This window comes from Herminiimonas sp. Marseille-P9896 (genome assembly GCF_903993245.1).
In the GTDB taxonomy this organism is placed as follows: domain Bacteria; phylum Pseudomonadota; class Gammaproteobacteria; order Burkholderiales; family Burkholderiaceae_D; genus Oxalicibacterium; species Oxalicibacterium contaminans.
In genome coordinates this window covers 163,358-178,414 of sequence record NZ_CAJEVT010000002.1, presented here as the reverse complement: position 1 = coordinate 178,414, position 15,057 = coordinate 163,358, and the positions used below count along the sequence as shown (strand labels likewise).

Sequence of the window (15,057 nt, the reverse complement as noted above, 5' to 3'; positions counted from 1 at the left end):
TGGCGCGCTGCTTCTGATCGCAGGCTTGCTCGCCACTGGCAACACTGCCATCGGTAGGGACAACCAGATCCAGGGTCTGCATGCTCATCGCAGCTCTCCCGCACCGAGTTCCTGCTTCTGCTCTTCCTTCTGCTCACGCTCTTCCACACCTTCGACCATATTCCAGAAGCCACGCGGATCGAAGGACACGACCACCGTCAGCAGAACAGTCAGCGCCATGAAGGCCCACAAGGCTGGCCCCGGCAAGACCGTGGCCATGCTCGATAATTTGATGATCGCGACCAGCACGCCGAGCAGGAAGACTTCGATCATGCCCCATGGTCGCAGTGACTGCATGATGCGCACCAGCCATGCGAAGCCGGTGGCACGATGCTGCTTTTGCAAAGGCAAGAGCAACCACAACAGGATCAGCAATTGCAGCAAGGGGAATAACAAAGTCGTCGCCAGCACCAGCATCGCCACCAGCGACATACCCTCACCCGCCAATGCCATCACGGCACCAGTCAAAGTAGTCTGGCTGCGCAAACCACGCAGTTCGATTTCCACGATAGGAAACAGATTCGCAATCAGGAACATGATCAGGCTGGCGACCGTCAGCGGCAGGATGCGTTGCTGCTGGCTGCCGGTATCGCGCTCCAGTTCGGTGCCGCAACACGGGCAGCGCGCGACTTCACGTGCGCGCAACGGTACCCGCGCGTACACGGAGTCGCAGCCTTCACACACGATGATGTCGCGCACTTCTTTCATGGTGACCTGTATGCCCGTAAAAACATTTGGATGCTGTAACTGCACGCCTGCCTGTCGCGTTCAGCCGGACCGTTGGCATAGCCGCCTTCCAGCCGCGCTTCCTGTGCAATGCCATTAATCAGATTGCCCAGCATGCGTGCCGCCTGCTCCGGATCATCTATTTGCAACTCGCCGCGTGCACACGCGGCACGCAAACATCGTTCCAGCGGATGATAAATCTGGATCGCAACTTGCTGCCGGAGATAATCCGACATTTTTTCCAGGCGATGGCACTCGGCCATCACCAGCCGATAAAATTGTACCGAACGTTGTTGCACCGAATGCGCGACCATGCGCTGCGCGATTACCTCCAGCGCTTGCGCCACCGGCAATGCAAAGACCTCTTCCGCGAACACCTGATTGCGCAACTGTTCGAGCTCGCGCTGCAGGACGGCGATCAGCAAGCCCTCCTTGTTACCAAACAACTGGTAGGCCGTCGACGCCGAACCACCGGCCTGACGCACTATCTCCTGCATCGACACATCGGCATAACCAAATTCGAGGAATGCATCTGCCGCCGTTTCCAGCAGGCGCTGGCGACGTGCCTCCCCTTTCTGGGTAGGTGCAACTCGGCTGGATTCGGATGCGACAACAGACATGATGGCAGCGGGTACTAAAGTCAGATTAAACAGTAATGTACACTACATTACACAAAACAATGACTTTCTTGCTACGCTGCACTCGGATAACAGATGCTTGTTGTCAGGCGTCGACCAGGTGCGCCAGGGCTATCGCTGCGCGACTATGGAATACATCAAGGGTATGCGCGGCATACCGGTTGGCGGCACCATGCGCCGTCCGCCACTATCCTGCATGCCGTCAAAACCTTTCCAGCCATTGGCGTAAGGGTACTCATCCAGCCGTGCTACGCATAAACCAGCCTGGCTCAAGGCCGTGATCACCTGCCCCATACCCCAGGTAAATTCATGGCTGGAATGCGGGTTCACAAAGTCTTGCTCACCTGCCTGATACTCTCCCACCGCCAGGCCATCACCGGATTCCGCCACATAATCGCTGACCCCACTCTCAGCCAGCGGCGCTGTATTGAAGTAGTCGTAGCACATCGTCCAGTCTTGATCAAAGACCATCGCATATGGATGGAATTCGATAAACACAAAGCGCCCTCCAGGTTTCAACACGCGTGCAATACCCTGCGCCCACGCATTTAAATCCGATAACCAGCATAAGGTGCCATAGGAACTGAAAACCAGGTCGACACTTGATTCAGCGGCATGCGTCAGGTAATCAAATACATCAGCCCGCTCAAAGCGTGCAGGTATGCCGGCATCAGCAGCAAGCTGCGTGGCAAAATCAATTGCTACATCCGAGATGTCTACACCGGTGATATCCGCACCCAGACGGGCGATACTCAAAGTATCCTGTCCGGCATTGCATTGCAGGTGCAAGGCCTTGAGGCCGTGCACCTCGCCGAGCAGTGCTAACTCTTCTGGGAATAAGGTAGAACCGCCATTACGGAAAAACTGCGCCTGGTCGCCCTTATGGCTGTTGTGCGCGCGCGTTGCGGCATTCCAGGAGAGTCGGTTAGCTTCATGTAAATCTTTACGCATATCATTTTTGATCGAAGCTCAGTCCGATAAAGGCTGGCTAGCTAGTCGCTACGCTCTGCTGTTCCGCCTTCTTATCGACAGTCTGTTCGTCTTCCTTCTTATCTTTATCGTTATCCAGTGAGACACCCTGCGTCAGCATATATTTGGCATAGGCTTCCAGCAAGGCCGCCATGAAGGACTCTTCCGTTTTAACCGGCCCCCAGCCTTTGTCCGTCAGTTCTTCGACCTTGAGGTCCTGGCCGTCGAATTTGACGCTGAGGGCTTTGGGATCCTGCGCATCTTCGAAATCCTTGAGGAATTTTTTCACAGATGATGACGGGTGATCACCAGCGAAGGCATTCATCGCACTCTTCAATGCGGCATCGCGCCCCATGGTGGCGGAACCGATCGCACCATCAAAGCCACTGCTGAGTGATGGATGATCGGCCAGCATTTTTTTGAACTGGGTATTGCGCGGATCACCGCTGAGCTCGTAACCATTCGCGCCTGCAGTGACACGCAAGACCGGCGGCACATTGATACCGTATGCCTTCAATGCATTACTCAAGTCCGTTGCGAAGTTAGCAGAGTTAGTCGCGCCGACCGGTGTTACCGCCGACAGGCTTTGCGCGATCTGCACATTGTTATTCGCCGTTGTACCCAGGACATCGGCGAACTGTGTGCTCGGTGTTTTTCTATACTGGGTAAAGGTGTTTTGTAGTGCCGCTATATTATCCAGATTGATTCTCGTCACGTCCGTGCTCCTGTCTGATGTTATAAGCCGGCAGTGGAATGCACAGTGGCCAGCGCCACTATTGTGACTATGGATAAAAGCGCCATCATCTTTGAACAAAGGGGTATACACCCGTCAGCTCCGGATTTGCTATGCACGGATGCTGTGCTAACTACGCTTATTTGTCGGAGAAGTAGCGCGCCGGTGACTTGCCTAATGCTTTCTTGAACATCGTGATGAATGCACTGACCGAGTCATAGCCGAGGTCTTCCGATACACGCTGCACCGTCGCGCCGGATGCCAGGCGTTGCAGGGCAATGATCAAATGCAATTGACGCCGCCAGCGGCCAAAGGTCATACCTGTTTCGTGCAGCACCAGCCGCGCCAGTGTCCGTTCGCTCATCGCGAAGCGTTCACCCCACTCGGCCACCGTGCTGCGATCATCCGGCTGCTGGGTCAAGGCACTGGCAATCTGGCGCAGGCGCGCATGATCAGAAACTGGTAAATGCAATTGCTCGGTCGGCATCAGGGTCAGTTCACTCAGCAGCACTTCAACTAGCCGCGCGGTATGGCTGTCCGGCGGATACTCTTGCGAGGTATCGGCCAGATGCAAAATCATTTCGCGTATCAATGGCGTCAACGCCAGTGTCGCGCACTCAGTCGGCAACTGCGCAGCACCCGGTTCGACGAACAGGAAACATAAACGCGCATTCGCCGTGGTGCGATTGCTGTGCGGCATGCCACCGGGTATCCAGACCCCGCATTGCGGTGGCACCATCCACAAACCACCCGGCACTTCGCAAGTAACGCCGCCATGCAAGGCCACCACCAATTGTCCCTTGCGGTGCAAATGAACCGGCGACTCGCACTCCGAGCCCTCGGTTTCTATACGCAAGGCGGTCGCAGGCTGCGACAGCCGGTCTGCGTTGTAGTCTATGGAACCCAGTAAAGTGACCATGAGCGGATTTGACTGTTTTTAGATATTAATTGTCATTATCCACAAATTCTTTAAAGCCGTTGCGGATTAAGCTGGAGGCAGTGATTTTTCAGCGAGACATCGTCGTGAAACAGCATTCCACAGCCTCAGCACCCACCACAGCACAACTGGCCAGCCCGGTCCTGCTGCTGTTTGGCATCCTGCTCATCGCCACCAACCTGCGCGTGCCGTTTACCAGCGTCGCACCGCTGATCGACGGCATACGCAGTGATCTCGGCCTGAGCTCAAGTGCGGCAGGTTTGCTGATTACTTTGCCGCTACTGGCTTTTGCAGCGGTATCTCCGTTCGGCTCTACCGTCGCGAAAAAATTCGGTATTGAACGTTCACTCCTTGCCGCCCTGCTGATCATCGCGGCCGGTATCCTGTTGCGCTCGGCAGGTACGGCATGGGCTTTATATCTCGGTACATGGATCATAGGCAGCGGTATCGCCATCGGCAACGTGCTCTTGCCCGGTTTGCTAAAACGCAGCTTCCCTGACCAGATCACCAAATTCACCGCCATCTATGTATTAACCATGGGTGTGGCTTCGGCACTCGGTTCGGTCTTTGCGATTCCTCTGGCAGGACTCTCGGACTATGGCTGGCGCTTTGCGATGGTGGCGTTAATCGTCCTGCCCCTGCTCAGTGCTGTCATCTGGCTGCCGCAATTAAAGCGACATACTGAAGTCAGCGGCAACACCACACCACCACCGCCGTCAGCACCAGTATGGCACTCGGCGCTGGCGTGGCAGGTCAGTCTCTTCCTCGGCTTCAACTCCTTCGTCTACTACATCATGACGACCTGGTTGCCAGCCATGCTGACTGATGCCGGTTATTCCGCAGCAGAGGCCGGTAACCTGCACGGCCTGATGCAACTCGCAGCGGCAACACCAGGCTTGCTAATCGTGCCGCTAGTCGGCCGCTTCAAGGATCAGCGTGGGATTGCATTCGGTGCGTCCATGTTGACAGTCATTAGCATCGTCGGCCTGATGTTTGCACCCGGCCTGGCCGTGCTCTGGACTTGCGTGTTTGGTTTCAGTGCCGGTGCGACCCTGATCCTCGGCCTGTCCTTCGTCAGCCTGCGTGCGACCAGCAGCTTGCAGGCAGCGGCACTGTCCGGCATGGCGCAATGCATAGGCTACACACTGGCAGCAATCGGGCCGACACTGATAGGCCGTATCCATGACGCGCAAGGCAACTGGCATTCAACGCTACTGATCAGCGCCAGCGCTGCTTTCCTGATGGCTTTGTTCGGCCTGTATGCCGGACGTAATCTGCACATAGGCAAGCGCGCTTAAGTCTTCCCACTAATCGGCATGCATGGTCATGCCGGTTTTTTCTGCGAGATCGTGCAAGTTCTGCCCGCTACCGACCAGCAGCATACGGGTGTGCAAATCTTCACGCACCCGACTGCTGACACGAGATCCGAGGCAACATAGCTTCTTCTCGCGCAAATCCACATAGACCAACTCATATTGCTTGCCCAGCGAACGCCACAATGCATGCGCTCCGGACGACTGTCGCGCACCGCTGATCAGGCTATGGCCACCATCCAGCCACCAGCGATAAATTGCCGTCGCGATGCCACGTCGCTGATACGGCGGCGCGTACTTCGAATGCGTGGCACGTAAATGTTTATCCTGCCGCCGATTCAGTTCTATCAGGCGATTGAAGATGGTGTAACCGGCCAGACAAGCGCGCTTCACATCTTCGACATAAATGTAATGTTCGCCGTCAGCAACCCGATAGCGAAACTTCAGCCCCGGGAAATTGATATCCAGCGTCGGCAAGTCATACAAGGCATCACCGGGGCGATGCAGGCGACGATTAATCGCATCCAGCTCTTTCTCGACTTCGGATGGCGGTAGTTGTACATCGATGCGCAGTTCCAGCAAACCGCTGGCCCACATCGATAAAGGAAAGGAAGCAAACAAGCTGCTCAATCTCACCCCCCAGGTATTTCTATACGCGATACTTTTTTACACATGCCGTCCCGGTCTCAAACCAGGCACGCCCCACCCCACCATCCGCTCATCAGCCGTTGCGGCTTGCTGCTTGCATGTACTTGCGCACTGGCTTCCCATGCTTCGACCTGCACCACCAGTCCGGCATACACACCATAGCCTTCACCGGCGCGTATTTCTTCCTGCGCCTGCAAACTCTCGCCAGCCTTGATCGAACCTTGCGCCACGATAGACTGCCCTGCCTTGATGCCCCAGTTTGCTTCCAGATGGCTGTCGCACAGTATGCTGGCACCAACCGCAATGCCATTGCCCACCCAGATGCTGTCATGCGCAGTCATCGCACCACCCACCCGTATATTCTTGTGGCAACGCAGTACGCCTTTGGTAATCAGGTCTTGCCCGACCATCAAATTGCCATCCAGCGTCAGGCTGGCACCACAGATCACTTCCCATTCAGCGCGCACATCACCACCGCTGCGGATCGCATCCTCGACTTCTATGCCCCACGCCACCTTGATATCGCCGCCCGCTTCCAATGTGCCGTCGCAACGTATGCTGCCGCCGGCCTGCACGTCTTCGCCGGCGATGATGGCCTTGCCGGCCCGTATGCCACCGCCTGCGCGTATCGAACGGCCAGCGCGCAATACAGTCGCTACTTCGATATTGCCCTGCACTTCCAGCGTACCGGCAAACACCATCGCTTCGGCATCGATTGCGTCCACCTTCAGCACTTCATCGGTAGGACCGAATTGCGTCAGCAACCAGCACGCATCATCTACCCGGCCTGCATCGACCAGCGCATTCAACAGCGGCTGGTAATCACTGCCATCGGCATGGTTGCGCAAGAACCAGCGAAAACCATCCGCGCACGGACGCTTGTTCTTGACGAAGTTTTTGGTCAGGTCCATATATCCCGCCCGGTAGCAAAAGAGATGCGTGCTGTATCAACAAGTTGACAACGATGCATGTACGCGGTGTGGTCGTACTGAAACCCGGCAAGACGCTGCTTGCCGCAAATAATTGAAGACATGATGTGATCCCAAAGCGCGGCCCACGCCCGGATACGGGACGGCCGCTATCGCGCCTGGCTTAAGCCCGGCGATAGATGATGCGCAAATGAGAAAGAGGAAATATCGCCGGGCTTAGGAATCTGCTGCCGGCTGGAGGACGTGCTCTGCGCCCAAGAACCTGAGCGCGTGCGAAAACAGAACGGTCATCAAAGACTGTTCAGTTGCAACGTTGCTCACGGAAGTGTGGTGAAAGGACATAGCCGTAAGTTTAGGCCATCTGCCAGCACGGGTCAAACCGCGACCCCTTGCCAGATTGTCCATTCCATCAATACCAGTAACGTTGTGCGTACACCAGGCTCATCACTATCCCGGCCGCAATCACAAACCAGCGCACGATGTAAGCAGGCAAAACACGCACCAGCAAACCACCGACATATCCTCCCAGCAAAGCCCCAGTCAGCATGACCAAAGTCTCCGGCCACTGCACTGCATCCTGCACGATGAAGATAGTGATGGCCGCCAGGCTCACCGCGGTAGCCAGCAGATTCTTCAAGACCTTGACCCTGCGTATATCATCAGGCTCTTGCAAAGAAAGCACAGCTGTCAGTATCACGCCCAGGCCTGCACCGAAGAAACCACCATAGATGGAAGCCGCACTCAATGCAGCAAGCCAGCGCCGCTTGCCAGCTTTAGTACCAGCACGTCGTCTCTCAGCCCAGACACTGATAGCAGGTGCAAACGCAAACAATACCGTCGCAAATGCAATCAGCGCCGGTACCGGCAATACGAACCAGCGATCAGGAAGCATCAGTAAAAGTAATGCCCCGAGCACGCCACCCATCACACATAACAATAAGGAGATGAGCAAATACTTATCTGGCGTCGGCAACTTCTCGCGATCAGCAAACGCCGCGATCAAATGTCCTGGCGCAACCGCCACCGCATTCGACGCATTCGCAATCACAGGTGTGAGACCGGCGGCCAGCATCACCGGGAAAGTAATCAGTGTGGCACCACCAGCCAATGCATTGATAATGCCGCCCGCAATACCGGAGATAAACAGAAGAAAAATAATCATCGCATCCATGGCCAACCTTTCCTGTATCAGGACAGGCTAACGATAGTAGGATGGATGATCTAGAACGTTTGTGACTAGCGCATGCGATTGCGGTAAGCAGCAGGCGTGACGCCAAATGCACGGAAGAAATGACGGCCGAAATGACTCTGGTCTGCAAATCCGCAATCAGCCGCAGTCTCCGCCACGGCAGCACCATCACGCAACCGCCCGCGCGCTGCATTCAGGCGCGCAACGATGCGATAAGCATGTGGCGACATGCCGACGTCGCGTACGAATTTTCGGCTGTAAGCTTCACGACTCAAACCGCTGGAAGCGGCAATGTCGGCGATAGACAATATGCTGTGGCGGAGTTCTTCCGCGCAGGCAACAGAACGTGCGACTTGTGTCGCACATTGTTGCGTCGCCAGCACCGACGCTATCTGCATCAATGCTGGCAATTGCTGTGCATATTCCGGCGTGTAATAAATATTCAGGCACTGCGTACCTGCAGCGACATGGGGCAAGCTGCGATGCGGCACACCCGCCGGTACGTATAGACACTGCCCCGCTTTCACATGCATGACTTCTCCATGCAATTCAAACTTCCGGCTACCAGACAGCACCAGCGTCAATTGCCCTTCATCATGAAAATGCGTACCCAAAGCCGGCGCCGCATCCCCTGCCCACAAGCCATACTCGGCAGCGCTCACGCCGCCATCACTCCAGTAAGTCCAGTATTCACGCCTGTGCATAAGATCCACCAGAAAAAATTGAGCAGAACATTTTCGGATTTCAATTCTGCATTGTTGCACACGAAAAAATATTCCGCGCACGCAATTCCGCAATTCTCACACGAGTTTAAGTGTATGTCTGATTAACCCGCGAGCCATGCTTACCTAAGATAAAACCTCCGTTTCCTACAGGAGGATGGAATGTCCAATACAGACATGCTCGAGCAAGAGAAGCAATCCGATCTCAACAATGCCACACCCACTCCGCCACCTGATGCACAGATGCGGCTGCGCAAGAATGCGGAGGAAAGCGACAAGCTGGATAACCCGGAGCGCACCAACGACTCAACCATAGATCCGAACAAGCCCAAGCAAGACATACTAAAAGGCTTCCACGGCGGCTAGACAATTCCAGGGGCCAGGCAAGCTGCATCCCCTCGTCCCGCTTCACCTCAAGGAGTTACTGCTATGAACAAAGATCAAGTTAAAGGCAATCTGAAACAAGCCGAAGGTGCTATCAAGGAAATGACAGGCAAGATCATCGGCAATAAAACCCTGGAAGAAAAAGGCAAGCTGGAAAAGCACGCTGGCAAAGTGCAGGAAAGCTATGGCGATATGAAAAGCAGTATTAAAAGAGAAAAGCAATACTAAAAATGGTGCCCTGGTTTAATCCACCGACCAAATAAAAAAATGGTGTTCAGTTCACACTGAACACCATCAAAGGTACTGCACACGAAGAGCACACAACAAGCAGATGGAACCGATCCACACGGTTCCATCCGATCACAACATCAACCTGACACTTCCTCCAGCGAACGACCCTTGGTTTCCGTTCCCATCACAATCACCACCAGTGCGGCAATACCGAAGGAAATCGCACCCAGGGTAAACACACCTGTATGTCCGGTCATAGGCAGGATTACACCCACTGCGAACGGGCCCAGCAAGGAACCCAGGCGTCCGACCGAGGAGGCAAAGCCAGAACCGGTAGCACGTGAACGGGTCGGATACAGTTCCGGCGTATAGGCATACAGCACCGACCACATACCAAACAGGAAGAACTGCATGCACAGACCGGCACCTATCAGTTGTGCGACCGGTGCTTGTGCAGTCGCTACCTGACCATACACATAAGCAGCACATGCACTACCCACCAACATCAACACGCAAGTCGGCTTGCGTCCCCACTTTTCCAGCAACCAGGCGGAGAAGATAAAACCAGGGATACCTGCCAGCGAGATATAAACCGTGTACATCACAGACTTGGTGACTTCATAACCGGCTTGCTGCAGCAAGGCACCCAGCCAGGTCGTCAGGCCGTAGTAGCCGAGCAAGGCAAAGAACCACAAAGCCCACAACATCACCGTACGCTTCGCATACACGCCATGCCACAGTTCGGCAAACAAGGCGCGCTTGTCCTGCTTGCGTGGCAATTCATTAATAGCCGGTGCCGGAGTCGGCAAAGGCTTGCCGCCATTAGCCTTGATCACATTCTTTTCGATCTTGGTCGTCACTGCATCGGCTTCTGCATCGCGACCGACCTCTTCCAGCCAGCGTGGTGATTCAGGCACGTAACGACGCACGATGAAGACGAAGACTGCAGGGATAGATAAGGCGATGAAGATACCGCGCCAGCCGATCAAAGGCAGTGTCAGGTAAGCAAGGATACCGGCAGCGATAAAGCCAAGCGGCCAGAAGCCTTCCAGGATGGCGACGTACTTGCCGCGACTCTTCGCAGGCACGATTTCCGACACCATCGATAAGCCGATAGGAAATTCCATGCCCATACCAAAGCCCAGCACCACGCGGAATATCATCAGCCAGGTTACGTCTGTAGCGAAACCGCAAGCCAGGCTACCGACGCCCCAGAAAATCATGCTCCACTGGAAAACAGGCTTGCGTCCGAATTTATCTGCCAGCATCCCGGCAATAGCGGCACCGAGGAACATGCCGAGGAAACTGGAGCTGGCCAGCAAACCGGCCTGGGTAGTGGTCAGCGCAAATTCAGCTTTGATAGACCCGAGCACAAAAGTCATAATGCCCAGGTCCATCGAATCAAAGAACCAGGCGGTGGCGATAATGCCAAATAGGGAACGCTGGTAACGGGTCATGGGCAAACGCTCAAGACGCGCAGCCACGTTGGCGCGGAGGGTTACCCCGGTATGTACATCCATCTTTGTCTCCTGTTGAACCGCCGTGGCGATTCGATTGTTCTGTTCTATTTATTATGCGTAGTGTCTAAGCACGTATCGTGTCGCACTGAGCTGATATATTACATGAATTCTAGTGACATTCAATGTGTTTTTTATTTTTTATGACAAATTGCAGATGGGAAATACGCGGCAAACTTTAATGCGCGACAGCTGCAAACAAAAAAAGAGGACTACGTAAATAGTCCTCTTTTTATTTAACTCGTCATGTGCGGGATCCCCGCACATGCAGCATCAAAAACGCTGGCGGATACCCACACCGGCACTGACACCGCTCGATTGCTCGCTCAGCTTGTCATAGCTGACGATGCTATACACATCGGTGCGCTTGGAGAAGAAGTAGTCATAACCGAGCGAAACAGTATTACGCACTATCGACGACGTCACGTCCGTGCCGCCCAGTACTCCACTGAAATCACCCGTTGCTTTGACATTGGTCCTGGCCCACGACAGCAGTACCGAACCCTGTCCCACCGGCATGCTGGCACCGAGTTGCACTGTGTTTGACTTCAGGTCGTAACGCGCAGCGTCTGCCGCATTCAACAAGTTGGTAGTTGAGTAATTCAAAGTACCGTACAGCTTGATGAACTGCATGTCATAAGCACCACCGACAAACCAGGTATCGTTCTTCGACGCGCCCAGCGTGTAAGTCGCGCCGGTTACCCGGTTGTACGGCGTGAACGAAAACACTTGCGAAGGTCCCACCGTCGTATCGACCGGATTACCCAACTTCACGGACTGGAAGTAAGCACCGAACGAAAGCGGGCCATTTGCATACATGGTATTGGCACCATAGTTATTCTTGCTCGAATCACCGGCTTGCTCACCGAGCTGCAAGAACAGACTGGTCGTAAAGCCACCCAGTTTAGGCGTGACGTACATGATCTCATTGCTCCACGCCGTGTCACCTGCAACGGTGGCAGACCATGCCCGCCCGGCATAACGGCTGGACGATGTTTGCGTATGCAAACCTAAAGGCGAAAACTGAAACGAAGAACCAAACGGATTGAAGGTCAGCGACGGCACGAAGTTAGGTGCCAGGTCACGGCCCAGCGACACGGTACCGAAGGAACCCGACAGTCCTACGTTGGCATCGCGCGAGAACATGGTATCCGTACCGAAGCGCCCCATCGCACCGACGTCAGGACGCATAAAGCCGGTCAGCGCAAAGTGCGCCTTCAGGCCATTACCCAGCTCTTCCGTCCCCTTGAAGCCCCACCACGAAGTTTGCAGGCCACCGCTATTCACCACTGATGTGGCGGCCGCATCACCGCTGCGTTTGATGGAACCGGCATACACATCGAGCATGCCGCTGACCTGTACGCTGGTCTGCGCAAGTGCCTGTGCAGAAAACGCACACGCGAGCAGGCCCAGCACGCTGCCGATGGCAGCATGTTTTACTTGTTTCATTGTTAGTTCCTTTTTAGATAGACAAACTGATTGCTACGCTCTTGTTACTTCATTCGTATTGCTGCAGATAGCGGGCATGGTTTCAATCTCCACGCTCTGGTTGGCTCTTATAGTCATTTGCACCCTTTATTGGTAAGGCATCCGGAGTTCACATTGCATATAATGTGGTACACCACCTTTATAAGAAAAAGAATAGGCGATTATTCGCCTACAGAACTGACATAGCAGTTACCGTGCCAACTGGTATTCATGGTTAAAACGAGGATCTTTCACAATGTTGGTGAAAGAAGCGATGGCACATTAGGTGGTATGCCACATTAATGTGCGTTGATGGAATGGGAGCGATCTTAAAACAGATGTACTCGGGCGATGGATTTATTGAATGAACAGGAATAGCGGAATATCGGTTTTAATACCGCGGATTCTGGATCTCATCACGGTAAGCGCCCGGAGTATGTCCAGTCCAATCCTTAAACGCCCGGATAAAGGAATTGACCTCCTGAAAACCAAGCAGATAAGCAATCTCGCCCTGCGACACTGACGGGCTGCGCAGGTAGTGTTGCGCCAGTTGCAGTCGTGTCGTATTCAGAATATCCATGAAGCTGGTCGACTCTACGCTTAACTGTCTTTGCAAGGTGCGCTTGCTGACAGCGAGATTCCTGGCCACCAGATCTATTGAATACTCACTGGCGGGCAAGCCTTCCAGCAGCACTGCCCTGACCCTGTCACTCATACTTGCTGCCGCATCGAGGGAAGAGAGGCGCTTACGCAGGCCAGGCTCGAAGTACTCCCACATAGCTTCGTTTGCTGTCAGAAATGGCCTGATGCCGTCCTGATGCGCAAACGATACCCTGACTGAGGTTCCGGTTTTGGGTGAGATGCCAAAGTAATCGGTATAGGGGGCAAGATTGGACGGTGCCTCTCGCACCACCACTTCCGCAGGAATCACGCGATGACGCGTGCCGACCCGAACGAGCTGCGTCAGGAACACCAGCTCTGTCATGGCCAGGCTCTTGGGAATCCCGCCTTCATTGCCGTAACACTCGACAGTAATCGAAGTCCGGGTCGCACCCACATCCACCGTCAAACTCATCGGCCCTATGAGCTTCTTGAAAGCCGACAAGCGTTGCATAGCAATATTGAGATTGGGGCTGCACAGGCTCGCGAAGATGGGCGGGTCAAATGCTTCGACCGAAATGGCCTGCCCGACCAGCAGCGGCAGCGATGCCGCTCCCGCTGTCTCTTCTATCGCTTGCCATAAGCTGAAGTACTGATCTGCACTGACAGTAGCCTCCTTGCGCGCAAACAAATCCGCAGGTAGGCCCGCCAGGCGCAGCAAGTGATCGGGATTGAATCCCATATCGGTCAACAGTATTCGCCAGCCCGGCTGGACAGAAAAGTGTGTTGCTTGTTTCATCTACTCTCAACTCCCCGGCTGCAAACGCCCTATCGTTTGGGTATCTGACCACTATCTATCATCTGCTGAAACATATCCTGCATCGTCACTTGCAAGGGACGATACAAAATCTTCAGCTCGCGAATGCTCTTGCTGTTATCCGCACGCCACGCATAGCCTACGTTTCGTGAAACAAATTTACGGGTAGTGCTTTTATCCGCCAAGGGCGCAGCCAGCCAGACCAGCCACTTCGGCAAGGTGCGGCGCGGTATCGGATAGGCAGCATACTTGGGCAACAAGGTGGCAGCGATTCCCGGCAATGAAGTATTGTGTCCGGAGACGATGTGACGCCCTTTGGCCTGCGGCAGGTAAGCCGCATGCACATGCGCGGCAGCCACGTCCCGCACATCCACCGCACCAAAGCCTACATCCGGCGCACCCGCCTTCATCTTGCCGTTACCCAATTGACGCACCAGATTAAAACTCTCGGAAGTACTTTGCGCATTCAATCCCGGCCCCAAGACCAGACTGGGGTTGATCACAACCAGATCCCAGCGCGACTGCCTCCCGGCGATGGCCCAGGCTTCATGTTCGGCGATGGTCTTGGAATAGGCATACGGAACATGCTGCAATGACGAACTGGTGTTCCACACATCTTCAGTGAAGATATGGCCCGGTGTATTTTCGATATCGACACAATCACCATAAATCGCTGCGCAACTGCTAGTCAGGACTACGCGCTGTACTGATTCAGTTTTATTTGCCGTTTCAAGGATATTGCGTGTCCCCAGCTTCGCGGGCTCTATGAGCTCTTTCTGCGGATCGCTGACATCCAGCTTGAAAGGCGATGCCGTATGAAACACGATGGCGCAGCCTTGCATGGCCTGCGCATAAGAACCCTCTTCCAGCAGATCAGCTTTGAAGTATTGGATAGTGCCAGGCAATACAGCAGCAAGCTCGTTCAGATGGGCCAGCTTCTTAAGGTCTTGCGGATCACGCACAGCAGCATGGACAGTCACACCCTCTTCCAGCAAACGCTTCACTATCCAGCCAGCGACATAGCCGCTTGCACCTGTCACCAGTACTGGTTTGCTCTTATCTATATTCAACATGGCTCTGCCCTCAAAATTTGTCGGCTCACGGTTAGCCTTAAACACGGGATTGCTCGATCAAGCAATTTCTGCAGACATTCTGATCCCACATGCGGCAAGGCCAACCATCCGATCGCGCCATTTGA

At 54.5% G+C, this 15,057-nt stretch carries 16 protein-coding genes; 3 read left to right on the top strand and 13 right to left on the bottom strand.

Annotated features, from left to right (window positions below; genetic code table 11):
• Nucleotides 1-84 precede the first annotated feature (84 nt).
• The 5 genes from H7U06_RS06430 to H7U06_RS06410 all read right to left on the bottom strand — a co-directional run bounded on the left by H7U06_RS06430 (nucleotide 85) and on the right by H7U06_RS06410 (nucleotide 4,024).
• Nucleotides 85-747 carry a paraquat-inducible protein A gene (locus H7U06_RS06430; RefSeq protein ID WP_175625359.1) on the bottom strand — a complete coding sequence of 221 codons (663 nt, stop codon included), beginning with the start codon at nucleotides 745-747 and terminating at the stop codon, nucleotides 85-87.
• The gene (locus tag H7U06_RS06425) at nucleotides 744-1,385 is read right to left on the bottom strand and encodes a TetR/AcrR family transcriptional regulator (protein ID WP_175625358.1); all 642 of its coding nucleotides are present in this window, start codon (nucleotides 1,383-1,385) and stop codon (nucleotides 744-746) included. Before H7U06_RS06425 ends, H7U06_RS06430 begins: the two co-directional genes overlap by 4 nt.
• Before the next feature lie 129 nt (nucleotides 1,386-1,514).
• Nucleotides 1,515-2,354: a class I SAM-dependent methyltransferase gene (locus tag H7U06_RS06420; protein ID WP_175625357.1), complete on the bottom strand. Its 840-nt coding sequence runs from the start codon at nucleotides 2,352-2,354 to the stop codon at nucleotides 1,515-1,517.
• 37 nt (nucleotides 2,355-2,391) lie between these two features.
• A complete protein-coding gene (locus H7U06_RS06415) occupies nucleotides 2,392-3,087 on the bottom strand; it encodes a hypothetical protein (RefSeq protein WP_175625356.1) in 696 nt (231 codons plus the stop codon).
• A 157-nt stretch (nucleotides 3,088-3,244) separates the two neighbouring features.
• A complete protein-coding gene (locus tag H7U06_RS06410) occupies nucleotides 3,245-4,024 on the bottom strand; it encodes a helix-turn-helix domain-containing protein (protein WP_175625355.1) in 780 nt (259 codons plus the stop codon).
• 104 nt (nucleotides 4,025-4,128) lie between these two features.
• On the opposite strand from H7U06_RS06410, the gene H7U06_RS06405 reads away from it, so the two are divergent.
• Nucleotides 4,129-5,340, top strand: coding sequence for an MFS transporter (locus H7U06_RS06405; RefSeq protein ID WP_175625354.1), 1,212 nt, complete (start codon nucleotides 4,129-4,131; stop codon nucleotides 5,338-5,340).
• A 9-nt stretch (nucleotides 5,341-5,349) separates the two neighbouring features.
• On the opposite strand, the gene H7U06_RS06400 is transcribed toward H7U06_RS06405, so the two are convergent.
• The 4 genes from H7U06_RS06400 to H7U06_RS06385 all read right to left on the bottom strand — a co-directional run bounded on the left by H7U06_RS06400 (nucleotide 5,350) and on the right by H7U06_RS06385 (nucleotide 8,825).
• Entirely contained in the window at nucleotides 5,350-5,952 is a 603-nt protein-coding gene (locus H7U06_RS06400) for an N-acetyltransferase (protein WP_175626059.1), read from the bottom strand.
• A gap of 89 nt (nucleotides 5,953-6,041) precedes the next feature.
• Nucleotides 6,042-6,914, bottom strand: coding sequence for a hypothetical protein (locus H7U06_RS06395; protein ID WP_175625353.1), 873 nt, complete (start codon nucleotides 6,912-6,914; stop codon nucleotides 6,042-6,044).
• A 427-nt stretch (nucleotides 6,915-7,341) separates the two neighbouring features.
• A complete protein-coding gene (locus tag H7U06_RS06390) occupies nucleotides 7,342-8,094 on the bottom strand; it encodes a sulfite exporter TauE/SafE family protein (RefSeq protein ID WP_254873157.1) in 753 nt (250 codons plus the stop codon).
• Nucleotides 8,095-8,168: 74 nt separating this feature from the next.
• Nucleotides 8,169-8,825, bottom strand: a complete 657-nt coding sequence (locus tag H7U06_RS06385) for an AraC family transcriptional regulator (protein ID WP_175625351.1) — start codon at nucleotides 8,823-8,825, stop codon at nucleotides 8,169-8,171.
• A gap of 180 nt (nucleotides 8,826-9,005) precedes the next feature.
• Between H7U06_RS06385 and H7U06_RS06380 the strand changes: the two genes are divergently transcribed.
• Together H7U06_RS06380 and H7U06_RS06375 are read left to right on the top strand one after the other, a co-directional pair.
• On the top strand, nucleotides 9,006-9,209 hold the full coding sequence (locus H7U06_RS06380; RefSeq protein ID WP_175625350.1) for a hypothetical protein: 204 nt from the start codon (nucleotides 9,006-9,008) through the stop codon (nucleotides 9,207-9,209).
• A gap of 63 nt (nucleotides 9,210-9,272) precedes the next feature.
• Nucleotides 9,273-9,455, top strand: a complete 183-nt coding sequence (locus H7U06_RS06375; RefSeq protein WP_175625349.1) for a CsbD family protein — start codon at nucleotides 9,273-9,275, stop codon at nucleotides 9,453-9,455.
• 140 nt (nucleotides 9,456-9,595) lie between these two features.
• On the opposite strand, the gene H7U06_RS06370 is transcribed toward H7U06_RS06375, so the two are convergent.
• The 4 genes from H7U06_RS06370 to H7U06_RS06355 all read right to left on the bottom strand — a co-directional run bounded on the left by H7U06_RS06370 (nucleotide 9,596) and on the right by H7U06_RS06355 (nucleotide 14,932).
• Entirely contained in the window at nucleotides 9,596-10,978 is a 1,383-nt protein-coding gene (locus H7U06_RS06370; protein ID WP_175625348.1) for an MFS transporter, read from the bottom strand.
• Nucleotides 10,979-11,248: 270 nt separating this feature from the next.
• Nucleotides 11,249-12,424, bottom strand: coding sequence for a porin (locus tag H7U06_RS06365; RefSeq protein WP_175625347.1), 1,176 nt, complete (start codon nucleotides 12,422-12,424; stop codon nucleotides 11,249-11,251).
• Nucleotides 12,425-12,833: 409 nt separating this feature from the next.
• Nucleotides 12,834-13,841, bottom strand: coding sequence for an AraC family transcriptional regulator (locus H7U06_RS06360; protein ID WP_175625346.1), 1,008 nt, complete (start codon nucleotides 13,839-13,841; stop codon nucleotides 12,834-12,836).
• Between the two features lie 29 nt (nucleotides 13,842-13,870).
• Nucleotides 13,871-14,932: an NAD-dependent epimerase/dehydratase family protein gene (locus H7U06_RS06355; protein WP_175625345.1), complete on the bottom strand. Its 1,062-nt coding sequence runs from the start codon at nucleotides 14,930-14,932 to the stop codon at nucleotides 13,871-13,873.
• Nucleotides 14,933-15,057 lie beyond the last annotated feature (125 nt).